Annotated in this window: 17 protein-coding genes; 16 read left to right on the plus strand and 1 reads right to left on the minus strand. The window is 63.0% G+C overall.

The window, feature by feature from the left end; translation table 11 throughout:
- Nucleotides 1-444 precede the first annotated feature (444 nt).
- The 14 genes from ABT24_RS12130 to ABT24_RS12195 all read left to right on the plus strand — a co-directional run bounded on the left by ABT24_RS12130 (nucleotide 445) and on the right by ABT24_RS12195 (nucleotide 14034).
- Nucleotides 445-861 (plus strand): DUF4115 domain-containing protein, encoded by a 417-nt coding sequence (locus tag ABT24_RS12130; protein ID WP_286737902.1) that lies wholly within the window; start codon nucleotides 445-447, stop codon nucleotides 859-861.
- A gap of 11 nt (nucleotides 862-872) precedes the next feature.
- Nucleotides 873-2156 (plus strand): flavodoxin-dependent (E)-4-hydroxy-3-methylbut-2-enyl-diphosphate synthase, encoded by a 1284-nt coding sequence (ispG, locus tag ABT24_RS12135; RefSeq protein ID WP_276731137.1) that lies wholly within the window; start codon nucleotides 873-875, stop codon nucleotides 2154-2156.
- A 5-nt stretch (nucleotides 2157-2161) separates the two neighbouring features.
- On the plus strand, nucleotides 2162-3439 hold the full coding sequence (gene hisS, locus ABT24_RS12140) for a histidine--tRNA ligase (protein ID WP_276731133.1): 1278 nt from the start codon (nucleotides 2162-2164) through the stop codon (nucleotides 3437-3439).
- Nucleotides 3440-3481: 42 nt separating this feature from the next.
- Nucleotides 3482-4120 (plus strand): YfgM family protein, encoded by a 639-nt coding sequence (locus ABT24_RS12145; protein WP_276731131.1) that lies wholly within the window; start codon nucleotides 3482-3484, stop codon nucleotides 4118-4120.
- On the plus strand, nucleotides 4117-5286 hold the full coding sequence (bamB, locus tag ABT24_RS12150; RefSeq protein ID WP_276731128.1) for an outer membrane protein assembly factor BamB: 1170 nt from the start codon (nucleotides 4117-4119) through the stop codon (nucleotides 5284-5286). The genes ABT24_RS12145 and bamB overlap by 4 nt, the downstream gene beginning before the upstream one ends.
- Nucleotides 5287-5461: 175 nt before the next feature.
- Complete coding sequence (gene der / locus ABT24_RS12155; protein ID WP_276731125.1) at nucleotides 5462-6853, plus strand: ribosome biogenesis GTPase Der; 1392 nt, start codon at nucleotides 5462-5464, stop codon at nucleotides 6851-6853.
- 105 nt (nucleotides 6854-6958) lie between these two features.
- Nucleotides 6959-7204, plus strand: coding sequence for an RNA chaperone Hfq (hfq, locus tag ABT24_RS12160; protein WP_013123378.1), 246 nt, complete (start codon nucleotides 6959-6961; stop codon nucleotides 7202-7204).
- Complete coding sequence (hflX, locus tag ABT24_RS12165; protein ID WP_276731123.1) at nucleotides 7179-8372, plus strand: GTPase HflX; 1194 nt, start codon at nucleotides 7179-7181, stop codon at nucleotides 8370-8372. Before hfq ends, hflX begins: the two co-directional genes overlap by 26 nt.
- A 41-nt stretch (nucleotides 8373-8413) precedes the next feature.
- The gene (gene hflK, locus ABT24_RS12170) at nucleotides 8414-9736 is read left to right on the plus strand and encodes an FtsH protease activity modulator HflK (protein WP_276731120.1); all 1323 of its coding nucleotides are present in this window, start codon (nucleotides 8414-8416) and stop codon (nucleotides 9734-9736) included.
- A 10-nt stretch (nucleotides 9737-9746) separates the two neighbouring features.
- The gene (gene hflC, locus ABT24_RS12175; RefSeq protein WP_013106147.1) at nucleotides 9747-10637 is read left to right on the plus strand and encodes a protease modulator HflC; all 891 of its coding nucleotides are present in this window, start codon (nucleotides 9747-9749) and stop codon (nucleotides 10635-10637) included.
- Between the two features lie 60 nt (nucleotides 10638-10697).
- A complete protein-coding gene (locus tag ABT24_RS12180) occupies nucleotides 10698-10883 on the plus strand; it encodes a DUF2065 domain-containing protein (RefSeq protein ID WP_013123375.1) in 186 nt (61 codons plus the stop codon).
- Nucleotides 10884-10930: 47 nt separating this feature from the next.
- Nucleotides 10931-12082: an ATP phosphoribosyltransferase regulatory subunit gene (locus ABT24_RS12185; protein WP_276731116.1), complete on the plus strand. Its 1152-nt coding sequence runs from the start codon at nucleotides 10931-10933 to the stop codon at nucleotides 12080-12082.
- Nucleotides 12083-12134: 52 nt separating this feature from the next.
- Complete coding sequence (locus ABT24_RS12190; protein ID WP_276731112.1) at nucleotides 12135-13457, plus strand: adenylosuccinate synthase; 1323 nt, start codon at nucleotides 12135-12137, stop codon at nucleotides 13455-13457.
- A gap of 55 nt (nucleotides 13458-13512) precedes the next feature.
- Nucleotides 13513-14034, plus strand: a complete 522-nt coding sequence (locus tag ABT24_RS12195) for a phosphoribosyltransferase (RefSeq protein WP_013123372.1) — start codon at nucleotides 13513-13515, stop codon at nucleotides 14032-14034.
- A gap of 44 nt (nucleotides 14035-14078) precedes the next feature.
- On the opposite strand, the gene ABT24_RS12200 is transcribed toward ABT24_RS12195, so the two are convergent.
- The gene (locus ABT24_RS12200) at nucleotides 14079-14588 is read right to left on the minus strand and encodes a DUF4124 domain-containing protein (protein WP_276731107.1); all 510 of its coding nucleotides are present in this window, start codon (nucleotides 14586-14588) and stop codon (nucleotides 14079-14081) included.
- 135 nt (nucleotides 14589-14723) lie between these two features.
- Between ABT24_RS12200 and guaB the strand changes: the two genes are divergently transcribed.
- Both guaB and guaA read left to right on the plus strand, forming a co-directional pair.
- Entirely contained in the window at nucleotides 14724-16199 is a 1476-nt protein-coding gene (guaB, locus tag ABT24_RS12205; RefSeq protein WP_013106141.1) for an IMP dehydrogenase, read from the plus strand.
- A 42-nt stretch (nucleotides 16200-16241) separates the two neighbouring features.
- Complete coding sequence (gene guaA, locus ABT24_RS12210) at nucleotides 16242-17840, plus strand: glutamine-hydrolyzing GMP synthase (RefSeq protein ID WP_276731102.1); 1599 nt, start codon at nucleotides 16242-16244, stop codon at nucleotides 17838-17840.

Below are 17840 nucleotides of genomic sequence, written 5' to 3' on the forward strand. Positions count from 1 at the left end.
ACAGGGGCGCCTTGGGTAGGGCCGCCTTGGATAGGACTGGCAGTTGCCAATGCGGGGGCCGCCATGGTCCATTCGTTCTCCTGTCACGAAGTGAGAGGGTGGCATTGCCAGGCGCTCAGCAACAGTGAGTATTGCGTCAATTCTGCGGGATAAGGTGAAGTAACGGATCGGCCCGCCGCTGGCGGCCTCGCGGCCCGGCCGCCGCGGCAAAAAAAACCCGGCGGATTTGCCGCCGGGCCGGGCACATGCTGGTGCCGCGCAGTCTGGGCGCCGCAGCACGCGGCCGGACGCCCGGGGGATCGTCTGGCAGGACCGAGACGGCCACGCCAACGGGGGAACCCTGCGCGCTTTCGGCGGCGGGCGCTTTGATCCTGGTCAAAGTAACGCCCTAAAGGTGACGCAACCGGATTGACCGGCGGCGCGGCCGCTGCCTAGATCGGCCGCATGAACGTCCAGCAAGCCCCCGAGGCAGCGCACCTGCCCGCATCGCACCCCGCATCTCATCCCGCAAATGCCGGTTCGTCACCGTTGCCCTTGCAGAGTACGCCCGCCATCGCAGGCTCGGCGCCGGTGCCAGTTGCGCCGGTAGCCTCTGCTGCAACCAGCGCTGCTTCGGGCAATGTGCTGCAACTGGCGGCGAGCGCGCCGAGCTGGGTGCAAGTCACCGCCAGCAACGGCAAGGTGATTTTTTCTCAGCTCATGCAACCCGGTGCGCCGCAAAGCATTCAGGTGCCTGCGGGAAGCACGCCGCTGGCCATCGTAGTGGGCAACGCGCCGCACACCACGGTGAGCTACGCAGGCAAGCCCGTCGATCTCACCCCGGATACGCGAGCGAATGTCGCGCGCTTCACCCTGAAATAAATCGGTCATTCATGGAACTGCTCGACCCTCCCATTTCCGAAGCCGTGCCCGCCCGCCACCGCACGCGTCAGGCTCGCGTGGTCTGGGGCGATCATGTGGTGACCGTGGGCGGTGACGCGCCGGTGCGCGTGCAGTCCATGACCAATACCGATACGGCCGACGCGATCGGCACAGCCATTCAGGTCAAGGAGCTTGCGGTGGCGGGCTCGGAACTGGTGCGCATCACGGTGAACACGCCCGAGGCTGCAGCGGCTGTGCCGGCCATCCGCGAGCAGCTCGACCGCATGGGCGTTTCGGTGCCGCTCATCGGCGACTTTCATTACAACGGCCATCGGCTGTTGACCGACTTTCCCGATTGCGCCCGCGCGCTGTCCAAGTACCGCATCAACCCGGGCAATGTGGGCAAGGGCGACAAGAAAGACAAGCAGTTCGGTCAGATGATCGACATCGCCCAGGCTTACGACAAACCCGTGCGCATCGGGGTGAACTGGGGCAGTCTCGATCAGGAACTGCTCGCCAGCCTGATGGACGCCAATGCCCGCCGCGCCCAGCCTTATGAGGCGCGCCAGATCATGGCGCAGGCGCTGGTGCTCTCGGCGCTGGAATCGGCTCAGCGTGCTCGTGAATTGGGGATGGATCCGGCGCAGATCCTGCTGTCGTGCAAGGTTTCCAATGTGCAGGATCTCATCACGGTGTACCGCGCCCTGGCGGCGCGTTGCGACTATCCCCTGCATCTCGGCTTGACCGAGGCCGGCATGGGCACCAAAGGCGCGGTGGCCTCGACTGCGGCGCTGGCTGTGCTGTTGCAAGAGGGCATCGGCGACACCATCCGCGTGTCTCTCACCCCCGAGCCGAATGCGCCGCGCAGCCAGGAAGTGGTGGTGGCGCTGGAAATCCTGCAGGCTCTGGGCCTGCGCGCCTTCACGCCCAGCGTCACCGCCTGCCCGGGCTGCGGCCGCACCACCAGCACCTTTTTTCAGGAACTGACCCAAAGCATCGACACGTTTCTGCGCGCGCAGATGCCCATCTGGCGTACCCGCTACCCCGGTGTGGAGCAACTGCGCGTGGCCGTCATGGGCTGTATCGTCAATGGCCCGGGCGAGAGCAAGCACGCCGACATTGGCATCAGTCTTCCCGGTACCGGCGAGGCGCCGGCGGCGCCGGTGTTTATCGATGGTGAGAAGCGTATGACTCTGCGTGGCGACAATATTGCCGCCGAGTTCCAGGCCATCGTCGAGCAATACGTTCAACAGCGCTACGGCGCGCCCCATCGCCATCCTGAACAGGTGGCTTGAATTTCATGGCAGACAAACTCAGTGCCGTCAAAGGCATGAATGACATCGTGCCGCCCAAATCGGCGGCGTGGGAGTGGTTTGAAGAGCAGGTGCGCGCGCTCATGGGCAGCTACGGCTACCAGAATCTACGCACGCCCATACTCGAATACACCCCGCTGTTCGTGCGCGGCATCGGCGAAGTGACCGACATCGTCGAAAAAGAGATGTACAGCTTCACTGACGCGCTCAACGGCGAACCGCTCACGCTGCGGCCCGAAGGCACGGCGGCCGTGGTGCGCGCGTGCATCGAACATTCGCTGCTGTATGACGGCGGCAAGCGGCTCTGGTACACCGGGCCGATGTTCCGCCACGAGCGGCCGCAACGCGGGCGCTATCGCCAGTTCCATCAGGTTGGTGCCGAGGCGCTGGGTTTTGCCGGGCCGGATGTGGACGTGGAGCTCATTCTGATGGCCCGTCAGCTCTGGGCGCGTCTGGACCTGAGTGAACTGGTCACGCTCGAAATCAACTGTCTCGGTCAGGCCGACGAGCGGGCGCGGCATCGCGTGGCGCTCATCGCCTATCTCGAACAACACATCGATCAACTCGATGAAGATGCGCGCCGCCGCCTGCACAGCAATCCGCTGCGCGTGCTCGATACCAAGAATCCGGCCATGCAGGCGCTGGTGGAGGGGGCGCCCAAGCTCATCGACTATCTCGGCGAAGCGTCTCTGGCGCATTTCGAGGGGGTGCAGGCGCTGTTGCGCGCGGCGGGGCAGTCTTTCACCCTCAATCCGCGACTGGTGCGCGGGCTGGACTATTACAACCTCACGGTGTTCGAGTGGGTGACCGACCGGCTGGGCGCGCAGGCCACGGTTTGCGCGGGCGGACGCTACGACGGGCTGATCGAGCAGATCGGCGGCAAGCCCACGCCAGCCTGCGGTTGGGCGCTGGGCATGGAGCGGGTGCTCGAACTGCTGATCGAAGCGGGTCAGAATGCGCCCGTGAGCGCCCCTCATGCCTACGCCGTGATGACCAGCCCTGAGTTGATGTCGCGTGTCATGCCCCTGTGCGAGTCTTTGCGTGCTGCCGGAGTGCGGGTGCAACTGCACATGGGCGGCGGCAGCATGAAGTCGCAAATGAAAAAGGCCGACGCCTCCGGCGCGCGCTGGGCGCTGGTGTTCGGTGAACAGGAATTGCAGTCCGGGCAGGTCGGTATCAAGGATCTGCGCGGCGCGCAGGATGCGCAGCAGCAGCGCATGCTGCCGCTGGAACCCTTGCAGACGCTGGTTTGCGCTCTGCTCTGAATGGCCAACCTAAAATAGCCGCTTTTCGTCCCCCATCGACCCATGAGCTACAACTTCGAAGAACAAGAGCAGATCGCCCAGATGCGCCATTTCTGGGAGCGTTGGGGCACCCAGATTTCCGCGGGTGTGCTGGCCGTCGCTGTGGGTTTCGCCGGCTATTACGGCTGGCAATGGTGGCAACGCAACCAAGGGGCGAAGGCGGCAGTGGTGTTCGAGCAGGTGCAGGCTGCCATCCAGAGCAATAGTCCTGACAAGATCGAGCAGGCCTGGGCCGTCATGCAGAGCAAGGTTCCCGGCAGTGCCTATGCCGGCATGGCTGCGCTGGCCGTCGCCAAGTCCTTGCACGACGCGGGTAAAAACGAACAGGCCATCGCCGCGCTCAAGTGGGCTTCCGAGCATGCGGCCGGGCCGAGCGCGCGCTCAGTGGCCCGGCTGAATCTCTCGGCCTTGCAGATCGATGCCAAGCAATATGCCGAGGCGATCAAAACCCTGGCTGACGTGCCCGAGCCGACTTTCGCCGCCCTGTTTGACATCCGCCGCGGCGATCTGGCCATGCTGCAAGGCGAGCGCGACGCGGCCCGTACCGCTTACGAAGCCGCACTCAAGGCATTGCCTGCCGATTCATCACAGCGCGCTGCGGTGGAGCAAAAACTGCAGTCGGTCGGCGGAGGTGCGGCATGAGCGCGACCCGTCAGAGTTCCCGCTTTGTGGCGCCACGCTTCGTGCGGCTGGTGCGTCTGGCTCTGCCTCTCTTGCTGGTCGCGGGCTTGGGCGCTTGCGCTTCGGGCTCCAAACCGCCTGAGCCGATGCCGCTGACCCCGGTGGTCAACATCCTGACCGTCAAGCAAGCCTGGACGCAGAATATTGGCGCGGTGCCCGCGTGGTTCCAGACCGCAACACTGCCGGACGCCGTCGTCGTGGCCTCGGCAGACGGGCAGGTCATGCGCCTGAACAGCGCCACCGGGCAGGTGGTCTGGTCGGCCAAGGTGACTGCGGGCATCAGCGCAGGGACTGGGAGTGACGGCACCTTTACCGCCGTGGTCGACAAGAACAACGGCCTCGTGTCGATCGGCCCCAAGGGCCAGCTGCTGTGGCGCTATCAGTTACCGGCTACGGTGCTCACACCGCCTTCCGTGTTCGACGGTCGCATCATCGTCCAGGCAGCCGATCAGCGCGTGTTTGCCTTTGACGCGGCGACCGGCAAGCGTTTGTGGCAAGCCGACAGTCGCGCCGCCTCCCTGCTGGTGCAACAGGCCGGCGGTATCGTGGAGCGCAACGGCGTGGTGATGATCGGCACCGGCCTCGGGCGCATCGATGCTTATGACCTGGACAACGGTTTGCCGCGCTGGCAGGCCACTCTCGCACGCCCCCGTGGCGTGACCGAGGTCGAGCGCGTGGTGGGCATTACCGGCCAACCGGCACTGCTGGGCTCGGTACTGTGCGCGCGTGCCTACCAATCCGCCGTGGGCTGCGTGGACGCTGATACCGGCCGCATGCTCTGGACGCGCACCGCCAACGGCTACACCGCGCTGAGCATGAACGATCAGGAAGTCGTCGGAACGCAGGCGAACGGCGACGTTCAGGCGTATTCGGCCACCGATGGCGTACCGAGCTGGACCAATGCCCAGATGAAATGGCGCAAGCTGAGCGCGCCGCTTTTGGTCGGTCGCACGGTGGCGGTGGGTGACTATCAGGGCTATATCAGCTTTCTTTCCGCCAAGGACGGCAGCATCGTCGGCCGCGTGGCGACCGACGGCAGCGCCATCCAGTCGGCGCCCGTGGTCGTGGGCAAGACCCTGGTGGCGGTCACGGCCAAGGGCGGGGTCTACGCCTTCGTGCCGGACTGAGAGGGTGTGAACAAATCCGCCATGTCCGCTCATCGCGCCCAAACACCCCCGCTCGGCGTTGCGTTCGGTGTCGTAAGCGCGCGCCGTGCCGAGGGGCACGGCTTTGCTTTGCGCCTTGATCCGGGGCGCTTGGACGCGCTGCTCGGCCACGCCGAATCTATTCACACCCTCTGACATGACCCCTATCGTTTCGCTGGTTGGCCGACCGAACGTCGGCAAGTCCACCCTGTTCAATCGCATGACACGTTCACGCGATGCCATCGTGGCCGACATGCCTGGCCTTACCCGCGATCGTCATTACGGCATGCTGCGCATGGCGGATCGGCCGGTCATCGTGGTCGATACCGGCGGCTTCGAGCCCGTGGTCGATACCGGCATCGTGCACCAGATGGCGCGGCAGACGCGCCAGGCCATTGCTGAGTCCGATCTGGTGGTGTTTCTGGTCGATTTGCGCACTGGGCTCAGTCCGCAAGACCTGCATATCGCCGCCGAATTGCGCAAGACCGGCAAGCCCATTCTTCTGGCCGTGAACAAGGCCGAAGGTCGGCATGGCCATCCGGCGCTGGCCGAATTCCACGAACTCGGCTTGGGCGAGCCCTTTTCCATCAGCGCCGCACACGGTGACTCGGTGCCCGATTTGCTGGATCGTATTCTGCAAGCGCTGCCTTCCGAGCCTTCCGAGGGGATACCCGAGACCGAGGCGGCAAGTGATGTCGGCGCCGAGACCGCGCCCGGCCCCGAGACCACGAAGCCGCGCGAGCACAGCCTGCGTCTGGCCATTGCCGGGCGGCCCAATGTGGGCAAGTCCACACTGGTCAATGCGCTGGTCGGTGAAGAACGGGTGATTGCCTTCGACATGCCCGGCACGACCCGCGACGCGATCGAAGTGCCGTTCGAGCGCGACGGTCGCAAGTTCATCCTGATCGACACCGCTGGACTGCGGCGCAAAGGCAAGGTGTTCGAGGCGGTAGAAAAATTTTCGGTCATCAAGACGCTGCAAGCCATCGAGCAGGCCAACGTCGTCGTGCTGCTGCTCGACGCGACCGAAGGCGTTTCAGACCAGGATGCGCATATCGCCAGTTTTGCCGTTGAAGCGGGCAGGGCGCTCGTGCTGGCGGCCAACAAGTGGGATGCGGTGGACACCTACGGGCGCGAACGTCTGATGGTCGCCATCCGTCAGCGTCTGCCCTTCGTCAGCTTTGCGAAATTTCACAGCATTTCCGCCCGCACGGGCTCAGGTCTGAACGGGCTGATGAAGTCGGTCATCGCCGCTCACGCTGCGGCCTATCGCAAATTGCCCACCCCCAAACTCACGCGCGCCATTATCGAAGCGGTGGCGCAGCAACAGCCGCCGCGTTCCGGCCCGGTGCGACCCAAGTTGCGATACGCGCACCAGGGCGGCACCAACCCGCCGATCATCATCATTCATGGCAGCGCGCTCGACCGGGTACCCGCCACCTACACGCGCTATCTGGAAGGCCAATTGCGTGAAAAATTCGACTTGACGGGCACCCCTTTGCGGGTGGAATACCGCAGCAGCACCAACCCCTACGCGCGCGACGACTGATGGCCCCGGCGCGGCGACCTGCGCGGGCACTATGGTATTTTCCAACCTCTTGCATTCCAGACCATGAATGCCATTTAAGCTTTCCTCACCCCAATGGAGAATAAGATGAGTAACAAAGGGCAGTTGCTACAAGACCCCTTTCTGAACCTGCTGCGCAAAGAGCACGTCCAGGTGTCGATTTATCTGGTCAATGGCATCAAGTTGCAAGGTCACATCGAATCTTTCGATCAATACGTGGTGTTGCTGCGCAATACCGTCACCCAGATGGTTTACAAGCACGCCATTTCCACGGTCGTTCCGGCACGTCCCGTCTCCTTCCAAATCGGTGAGCAAGAAGCACCCGCAGCCTGAAGGGCAGCCTCAGGGGCCTGAGCGCGCTGCATTGGTCAGCGTCCAGCAGCGACGTCTCTCATCCGACGACGCGCTGGCTGAGTTGGAGCAGCTCAGCACGTCCGCCGGTTATGCCTTGGCGGGCGAGCTGTCCTGTGTGCGAGCACGGCCCGACGCAGCGACCTACATCGGCTCGGGCAAGCTCGATGAATTGAGCGAACTGGTCAGCACCACTTCGGCGGACACCATCATTTTCGACAATGCACTGAGCCCCATCCAGCAGCGCAATCTGGAGAAGGCGCTGGGCAAACCCGTCATCGACCGTACGGGCCTCATCCTCGAAATCTTCGCCCGTCGTGCGCAGAGCGCCGAAGGCAAGATGCAGGTCGAGCTCGCTCGTCTCGAACACCTGGCCACCCGCCTGGTGCGCGGCTGGACTCACCTGGAGCGCCAGACCGGCGGTATCGGCGTGCGAGGCGGCCCTGGCGAAAAGCAGATCGAGCTCGACCGCCGGATGCTCGACGACAAGATCAAGATGCTTCGTACACGTCTGGGCAAACTGGGGCGCCAGCGCATGACGCAACGCCGTGCGCGCAGGCGCACCGGCGCGTTTCGCGTGGCCTTGGTGGGCTACACCAATGCGGGCAAAAGCACGCTGTTCAACGCACTCACCAAGTCGAAAATTTACGCGGCCGACCAGCTTTTTGCGACCCTCGACACCACTACGCGCAAGTTCTACCTGGGCCCGCAGGTCAACGTCACCCTGTCCGACACGGTGGGTTTCATCCGCGATCTGCCCCACACCTTGATCGAGGCCTTCAAGGCTACGCTCGAAGACACACTTCAGGCCGATTTGCTGCTGCACGTCGTGGATGCCAGTTCGCCCATGTTGCGCGAGCAGATGGATGAAGTTCACGCCGTTCTGCGCGAGATCGGCGCGGACGATATTCCGCAATTCTTGATCTTCAACAAATCTGATCTGTTGCCAGTGAACCTTCAGGTTACAAATGGTCACACTCAATCTGAGGGCATCGAAGCGCGTGCTAGCATGCCTCGGCTTGTCGTAAGCGCCTTGACCGGCGCCGGTGTTGCCTCCCTCAAAAGTGCGCTGCTGGAAGCGGTATTGGCTGATCCCCGCTTCCAATCCTCTGCTTCAGCTTTGTCGGACACTACTCAAATTTCCGCATGACTCCCTTACGTTTTTGGCCTCGTGTGTGGCCTTTTTCGCGCATGTTCAACCTCAATGACCCGCGTTGGGGCAAGGACGACGGCACGAACGGTCAGCAAAGCAATAACAACCAAGATCCGAACCGGCGTCCTGGCAGCGGCGGCCCGCCCGATCTCGATGAACTCTGGCGTGATTTCAACCGCAAGCTCAACGGCCTGTTCGGCAAGAAGCGCGGCTCAGGCAACGGTGGCGGCACGCCGCCGCAACGTCCCGACCTCTATCCCTCAGCCAAGGGCATGGGCGTGGGGGTCATCATTCTGGTGGTCATCGGGGTGCTGGGCTGGCTGTCTTCCGGCTTTTTCATCGTGCAGGAAGGTCAGCAAGCTGCGGTGACGCGTTTTGGCAAATTGGCCTACATCACCGACGCCGGTTTTCACTGGCGCCTGCCGTATCCGTTCGAGGCCGATGAAATTGTCAACGTCTCGCAGGTTCGGTCGGTCGAGGTCGGGCGCGGCGGCGAGGTGAAGGCAACGGGCTTGCCCGAGTCGGCCATGCTGACGGAAGACGAGAATATCGTCGACGTTCGCTTCGCCGTGCAGTACCGCATCGACAACGTGGTGGACTACCTCTACAACAACCGCAGTCCGGACGACGCGGTATCGCAGGCGGCTGAAACCGCGGTGCGCGAGGTCGTAGGCAACAAGACGCTCGACTATGTGCTCTACGAGGGCCGCGAGCAAGTGGCCAGCGATGTGCAGGTTTTGACGCAGAAAATTCTCGACCGCTACAAGACCGGCATCGTCATCACCACCGTCACGCTGCAGAACGTGCAGCCCCCGGAACAGGTGCAGGCCGCTTTCGATGACGCCATCAAGGCGGGACAAGACCGTGAACGGCTGAAGAACGAAGCCCAGGCCTACGCCAACAACGTCATTCCCCGTGCGCAGGGCACCGCGTCGCGATTGATCCAGGACGCCGAGGCTTACAAGGCGCAGGTTGTGGCACAGGCGCAGGGCGATACCTCTCGCTTCGATCAGATCCTGCAGCAATACGAAAAGGCGCCGCAAGTCACCCGCGAGCGTATGTATCTCCAAACCATGCAAGACATTCTTTCCAGCGTTTCCAAGGTCATGGTGGATTCGCGCAACAACAATAACCTCCTCTACATGCCACTGGATAAATTGCTGCAGCAATCCGCAGGCAAGGCCCCCACGAGTGCCACGGCCGCGCCGGCTGCTCCCCCCACCACCGTGCCGACCTTGCCGGCGGCCTCCGTGGGCACCGCCCCTGCGACGGCCGACAGTTCAGCGTCCGCGCCGGACGGAACCGCCCCTTCCAGTTCAAGAACCTCGCGCGATACCCTGCGTGAGCGCAACTTCCAGTGAGGGCTGAGCAATGAACAAGATCATTCTGGCTCTCGTGGCGCTGGTCGTGGCCATTCTGTTGCTGTCTTCTAGCTTGTTCGTGGTCGATCAACGGCAGTTCGCCGCTGTGTTCGGCTTGGGGCAGATCAAACGGGTCATCAGCACCCCTGGCCTATATTTCAAGATACCGGCGCCTTTCGAGAATGTGGTGTTTCTCGACAAGCGCATCCTGACCCTGCAAAGCCCTGATACCGATCGTTTCATCACGGCCGAGAAGAAAAACGTGGTGGTGGACTGGTATCTGAAATGGCGTATCACCAATCCGACCGAGTTCATTCGCAGTTACGGCGGCGATCAGCGACGCGCGGGCGACCGGCTTTCGCAGATCGTCAAAGCGGCGCTGAACGAGCAGATCACGCGTCGCACCGTGCGCGAGGTGCTTTCTTCGCAGCGCGACCAGGTCATGAAGGACGTGCAGACCGGCATTGCGAAAGACATCAAGGGTACGGGCATCCAGATCGTCGACATGCGACTGACCCGCGTGGACTTCGTTTCCTCCATCACCCAGTCGGTCTATCGCCGCATGGAGGCCGAGCGCCAGCGCGTCGCCAACGAATTGCGTTCGACCGGCTACGCCGAGGCGGAAAAGATTCGCGCCGAGGCCGACAAGCAGCGTGAAATCGTGATTTCTCAGGCGTACAGCAAGGCGCAGACCATCAAGGGTCAGGGCGATGCCGAAGCCTCGTCGATCTATGCCAAGTCGTTCGGGCAGAACCCGCAATTCGCCGAGTTCTATCGCAGCCTCGAGGCCTATCGCGCCAGCTTCAACAGCAAGTCCGATGTCCTGGTGCTCGACCCGAACAGCCAGTTCTTCCAGTTCTTCCGCGGGCCGGGTGGAGCGGCCTTGAAGCCGGGCAAGTAAATCCGCAGGAGAAGACCGTCTTAACCGGCGGTCTCTGGCGGTCAAAATGCGGTATCTGCGATGCAGAACGTCTTGCTCCTTGCCATTGGCATGGTTCTGGTCATCGAAGGCCTGATGCCGCTGTTTTTCCCCCGCCAGTGGCGAGACATGTTCCGGCAGATCATGGCACTGACCGACGGTCAACTACGCTTCGTCGGTCTGATCGCCGTTGCGATCGGCCTTCTCCTGGTGTTCCTCCTCAAGTAAGCTTGGATGTTGCACGGATGACCGTGCCCCATTTTTCTGCGCGTCTTATGAGCAACTGGCGTCTTCCCGAATATTTTTCCGATGTGTTGCCGCGTGAGGCGGCGGTGATCGAGCACCTGCGCCGCGCCTGCCTCGACACGGCGCGGGGCTATGGCTATGCCCTGGTCATGCCGCCGTTGCTGGAGTTTGTCGATTCGCTACTGTCGGGCACCGGGCAAGACCTCGATCTGCAAACTTTCAAGCTGATTGACCAGATCTCCGGGCGGGCGCTGGGCTTGCGTGCCGACATGACGCCGCAGGCCGCCCGTATCGACGCTCACTTGCTGAATCAGGACGGCGTGACGCGCGTTTGCTATTGCGGCAGCGCGGTGCGCACGCATCCCGAGGGCGTGCACGCCAGCCGGGAAATTCTGCAATTCGGCGCCGAACTGTACGGGCATGTCGGACTGGAAGCCGATCTCGAAGTGCAGCAGCTGGCGCTGGACTGCCTGCGACTGGCCGGGGTGGAGCGGGCTGCGCTCGATCTGGCCGACAATCGTATCGTGCGTGGCGTGCTGTCAGGCTTGCTGCTCGGGTCGCAAGACATGGAAGCGATTCTCGATGCACTGGCCAGCAAGGATGCCGGAGAACTACGGTTGCTGACTCGCGACTGCACGCCAACCCAACGCGCAGCCATTCTCGCCCTGCCCGAGCTGTACGGCGATGCGGACGTGCTCCTTGAGGCGCGGCGCGTGTTGCCGCAGCATGCACTCATTTCCCAGGCGCTCGACGATCTGTCGGCTCTGGCCCGCCACCACCAGCAGCAGGGCGCGCAGGTGCAGATCGATCTGGCCGATATGCGCGGCTATCGCTATCACAGCGGGGTGATTTTCAGCGTGTACGCACAAGGCTATGCCAATGCCGTGGCGCGTGGTGGGCGTTACGACGAAGTCGGCGCCAGCTTTGGCCGACCGCGCGCTGCCACCGGATTCTCCATGGACTTGCGCGAAGTGGCGGGCTTCGCCGCCGCGCCGCAGGCCAGCGCCGCCATTGCTGCGGAGTGGTCAACAGCCTCTGGTTTGTCGGAGGCGGTCGCCGATTTGCGACGCCGGGGCGAAACCGTGGTGCAATTACCCCCTGGCCAGGCGCACGAAGCATGCGCCTTCAGCCGCCAGCTTGTTCAGCGAGGCGGTGCCTGGCTGGTTGAAGATCGCGGCTGATCTTCCCTAACGCTATCGTTGGATAGACTGATTTACTTGAGAGAACACACGCGTGAATACTGGTCGTCATGTGGTCGTAGTGGGCACCCAATGGGGCGATGAGGGCAAAGGCAAGGTCGTCGATTGGCTGACCGATCATGCTCAGGGCGTGGTGCGCTTTCAGGGCGGTCACAACGCGGGGCATACGCTGGTGATCAACGGGCAGAAAACCGCGCTGCAGCTCATTCCTTCAGGCGTGATGCGCGCGGGCGTGGCCTGTTATGTCGGCAATGGCGTGGTGGTCGATCCGCAACACCTGTTGCTTGAAATTGGTCGCCTCGAAACGGCTGGAGTGGATGTGCGCTCACGGCTGCACATCAGCGAGTCCTGCCCAGTCGTACTCCCTACCCATGTGGCGCTCGACAAAGCGCGCGAGGTGCGCCGCGAAAACGACGGCAGCGGCAAGATCGGCACCACCGGCAAGGGCATCGGGCCGGCTTATGAAGACAAGGTGGCCCGCCGCGCCATCCGTCTGCAGGACCTCAAGCATCCGCAGCGCCTGCAGACCAAGCTTGCTGAAGTGCTCGATCTGCACAATTTTGTGTTGAAGAATTATTTGCACACCGACCCGCTCGATCGCGGGATGGTGATGGATCAATTGCTCAAATCCGCCGAGCAGGTGCGGCCCCTGTTGGCCGACGTGGGGTACCTGATTCATCAGGCCCATCTGCGCGGTGATCGCTTGCTGTTCGAAGGGGCGCAAGGTTCGCTGCTCGACATCGACCACGGTACTTATCCCTTCGTGACTTCGAGCAATTGCGTGGCCGGTACCGCCGCGGCGGGATCGGGCGTCGGCCCCGGCATGCTGCACTATGTGCTGGGCATCACCAAGGCGTACACCACCCGGGTGGGCAGCGGCCCCTTCCCGACGGAGTTGCCCACCACGGAGGCGGGCAGCGTGGGGCATCACCTCTCCAGCGTGGGTCAGGAGTTCGGCACAGTGACGGGGCGTGCGCGCCGCTGTGGCTGGCTGGATGTTGCGGCGCTCAAACGGGCGGTCATCATCAACGGCGTGTCGGGGCTGTGCATCACCAAGCTCGATGTGCTCGACGGCCTGCCGACCATCCGCGCCTGTGTGGGTTATATGCTCGACGGCGAACGGCGCGACGTGCTCCCGCTCGATGCCGACGAGATCGAGCGCTGCGAACCGATCTACGAAGATTTTCCGGGCTGGACGCAAAGCACCAAGGGCCTCACGACCTGGGATCAACTACCTGCTGCGGCGCGCAGCTATTTGCAGCGGGTGGGCGAGTTGATCGGCGCGCCGATCGACATGGTGTCGACCGGCCCCGACCGCGATCACACCATCGTGCTGCGGCATCCGTTTCAGGCTTGAGCGTTCGGTGCGCTCCGGCAGATTTCATTTTCCACACGTTCACAAAGGTTCGGCCATGCTCAGCGAGGACGGCAAGCATCTCTATGTTTCCTGGGACGAATACCACGCCCTGATCGAAAAACTCGCCCTCAAGGTGCATGCCTCGGGCTGGGAGTTCGATCAGATCCTCTGCCTGGCGCGAGGCGGGGTGCGGCCTGGAGACATTCTTTCTCGCATTTTCGACAAACCCCTGGCCATCATGTCCACCAGCTCCTACCGCGAAAGTGCCGGAACGGTGCAGGGCCGCCTAGACATCGCCCGCTACATCACGCTGCCGCGCGGGGAGCTTGAAGGGCGCGTGCTGCTCGTTGATGATCTGGCCGATTCGGGCGAGACCTTGAAAGCCGTTGAAAACCATTTGCGCAGCGCCGGAAAAATTACCGATCTGCGCAGCGCCGTGATCTGGGTCAAGGGCATTTCGACCTATCTGCCCGAGTACTACGTGGACATGCTGCCCACGAGCCCCTGGATACACCAGCCCTTTGAAGAGTACGACGTGTTACGTCCGACTCGTCTGGCCGAGCGCTGGAAAATCTGAGTCGGAGGTCGCTGCCAGCTCATGGGCAGCAGCTCATGGGCAACTCAGCGGCAATACTGCGAAATGAGTCCGGCGATCTTGGCGCGTTCTGCGGCGCGTTGCGCATCGTCCATGATGACCCGCTGGCCTTGGGCGTCGATTTGCACCATGCGTTGACCGCTATCGAGCACCTGGAGTTGCTTTTGCGCCTGCAGGCAGTTCTGCTGGTTCACAAGCGCCTGGGCCTGTTGCTGCTGTAGTTTGGCCTGTTCCTGCGCGGCTTGCTCGGCCTTTTTCTGTTCCGCGATTTTCTTTTCCAACTCGTTGCTGGCCTGGGGCTGCGATGCCGAGTGACTTGCGGCGGCTGGAACGGCGGCGTTCGCTGTGGGGCGCTGCAGAATGTTGCTGGCGGGAATGTTGGCCGGAGGCGGCTGGTCGCTGTAATGCACCACGCCGCTGGCATCGCGCCATTTCCACTGCGCGGCGTGGGCAGACGTTATCCCCATCAGGGCCATGGCCAGAAACAGTGCGCTGCTGAAAACGCGAAATAGCGGAGCAGGTGCGAGAGTGCGCATAAGGATTCCCAAAGTCGCCGTGGTCAAAACAGGCTGCTAGCTTAGCGCGGTTGTGCGGCCTATCGGTCGGTTCGCAGCGCGCTGAGCGCCGCGGTGACGCGCACCCCTATAATTTCCTTTTGCACGGAGGCATCTATGCGTCTTGTAGGAAAAGCGCTGACTTTCGACGATGTGTTGTTGGTCCCCGCATATTCCCAGGTGTTACCCAGAGACACCAGCCTTGCGACTCGCCTGACTCGCAATATTTCCCTCAACATTCCTCTAGTGTCCGCCGCGATGGATACGGTGACGGAGTCGCGCTTGGCGATCGCCATGGCGCAGGAGGGCGGCATCGGCATCATTCACAAAAATTTCACCGCCAAGGCGCAAGCCACCGAAGTGGCGCGGGTGAAGCGTTTTGAGTCGGGCGTGCTGCGCGATCCGATCACCATCTCGCCCATCGTCAAAGTGCGCGACGTGATGCAGCTGTCGCGCCAGCATGGCATTTCCGGGTTTCCGGTGATCGAAAACGGCAAGGTGGTGGGCATCGTGACCAACCGCGACCTGCGGTTCGAGACCCGTCTCGATACCCCGGTGCGCGATGTCATGACGCCGCGCGAGCGCTTGGTGACCGTTCCTGAAGGCGCGCCGCTGGAGCAGGCCAAGGCGCTGATGCACCAGCACCGGCTGGAGCGGGTATTGGTGGTCAACGCCGAATTCGAATTGCGCGGGCTGATGACCGTCAAGGACATTCAAAAGGCGACCGAACGCCCGAATGCCGCCCGTGACCCGCAAGGCAAGCTGCGCGTGGGCGCTGCGGTGGGTGTGGGCGAGGGCACCGAAGAGCGCGTGGAGGCGCTGGCCAACGCTGGGGTCGATGTGATCGTGGTCGATACCGCGCACGGACACAGCCAAGGCGTTCTCGACCGGGTGCGCTGGGTGAAACGCAATTTCCCGCAGATCGAGGTCATAGGCGGCAATATCGCCACGGGCGCTGCGGCGCTGGCCTTGGTCGAGGCTGGGGCGGATGGGGTGAAGGTCGGCATCGGGCCGGGCTCGATCTGCACCACTCGCATCATCGCCGGGGTGGGCGTACCGCAAATCACCGCCATTTCCGATGTCGCCAAGGCGCTCGAGGGCAGCGGTGTGCCCTTGATTGCAGACGGCGGCATCCGCTACTCGGGTGATATCGCCAAGGCGATCGCCGCGGGCGCGTACACCGTCATGATGGGCAGCATGTTCGCTGGCACCGAAGAGGCGCCGGGCGAGGCCATTCTTTATCAGGGTCGCGCGTACAAGGCCTACCGGGGCATGGGCTCCATCGGGGCGATGAAGGCGGGCTCGGCGGATCGTTATTTTCAGGATGGCGCTGAGACGACTTCCGCCTCAGGCAATGAAAAATTCGTGCCCGAGGGCATCGAGGGGCGCGTGCCGCACAAAGGGCCGCTGATCGCCATCATCTACCAACTGGTCGGTGGCGTGCGTTCGTCCATGGGCTATTGCGGCTGCGGCACGATCGAGGCGATGCGCGGCAAGGCCGAGTTTGTGCAGATCACCGCGGCGGGCATGCGTGAAAGTCATGTCCACGACGTGCAGATCACGCAGGAAGCGCCCAACTATCACGTCGACTGAACTCCCATCCCCATCGTCGGCTTCGCGCCGACGCTTGCTTTCATGCACGACAAAATTCTCATCCTCGACTTCGGCTCCCAGGTCACGCAACTCATCGCCCGCCGCGTGCGCGAGGCGCAGGTGTACTGCGAAATTCACCCTTGCGATGTGAGCGATGCTTTCGTGCGCGAGTTCGCGCCCAAGGGCATCATTCTCTCGGGCAGCCACGGCAGCACTTACGAAGACCACGAACTGCGCGCGCCGCAAGCCGTGTGGGATTTGGGCGTGCCCGTGCTGGGTATTTGCTATGGCATGCAAACCATGGCGGCGCAACTGGGCGGCAAGGTGGAATGGAGTGACCACCGCGAGTTTGGTTATGCCGAAGTGCGCGCCCGCGGTCACACCCGGCTGTTCGACGGCATTGAAGATTTCAGCACGGCCGAAGGCCACGGCATGCTCAAAGTGTGGATGAGCCACGGCGACAAGGTGACCGATATGCCGCCGGGGTTCAAGCTCATGGCGTCCACGCCGAGTTGCGCCATCGCGGGCATGGCCGACGAGGCGCGCGGTTATTACGCCGTGCAGTTTCACCCCGAAGTCACCCACACCGTGCAGGGCAAGGCCATGCTCACACGTTTTGTGCGAGAGATCTGCGGCTGCCGTGGCGACTGGGTCATGGGCGATTACATCGCTGAAGCAGTGCAGAGCATTCGCGATCAGGTCGGTGATGAGGAGGTCATCCTCGGTTTGTCGGGCGGAGTCGATTCTTCGGTGGCAGCGGCGCTGATTCACCGCGCCATCGGCGACCAGCTCACCTGCGTGTTCGTCGATCACGGCTTGCTGCGCCTGAACGAGGGCGACCTAGTGATGGACATGTTCGCGGGCAAGCTGCACGCCAAGGTGATTCGTGTGGACGCCAGCGAGCTGTTCCTGGGCCAGTTGGCGGGCGTGACCGATCCCGAGAAAAAACGAAAGATCATCGGCGGGCTGTTCGTCGATGTGTTCAAGGCTGAGGCGGCCAAGCTCAAAGGCGACGGCGCCAAGGGCGCGAAGTGGCTGGCGCAGGGCACCATCTACCCCGACGTGATCGAGTCGGGTGGCGCCAAAAGCAAAAAGGCCGTCACGATCAAGAGTCACCACAATGTGGGCGGCCTGCCCGAGCAACTCGGCCTGAAACTGCTGGAGCCCCTGCGCGAACTGTTCAAGGACGAAGTGCGCGAGCTGGGCGTGGCGCTGGGCCTGCCGCCCGACATGGTCTACCGCCACCCCTTCCCGGGCCCGGGGCTGGGTGTGCGCATTCTGGGCGAGGTGAAGAAGGAGTACGCCGACCTCCTGCGCCGGGCCGACGCCATCTTCATCGAAGAGCTGCGTTCGACCCTTGATCCAGATTCCGGCAAGAGCTGGTACGAGCTGACCAGCCAGGCCTTCGCCGTGTTCCTGCCGGTCAAGAGCGTGGGCGTGATGGGCGACGGCCGCACCTACGACTATGTGGTCGCGCTGCGCGCGGTGCAGACCAGCGACTTCATGACCGCCGACTGGGCCGAGCTGCCCTATGCGCTGCTCAAAAAAGTGTCCAGCCGCATCATCAACGAGGTGCGCGGCATCAACCGCGTGACCTACGACGTGAGTTCCAAGCCGCCAGCGACCATCGAGTGGGAGTGA

Source organism: Thiomonas sp. SCN 64-16 (assembly GCF_001725585.1).
Lineage (GTDB): Bacteria > Pseudomonadota > Gammaproteobacteria > Burkholderiales > Burkholderiaceae_C > Thiomonas > Thiomonas arsenitoxydans.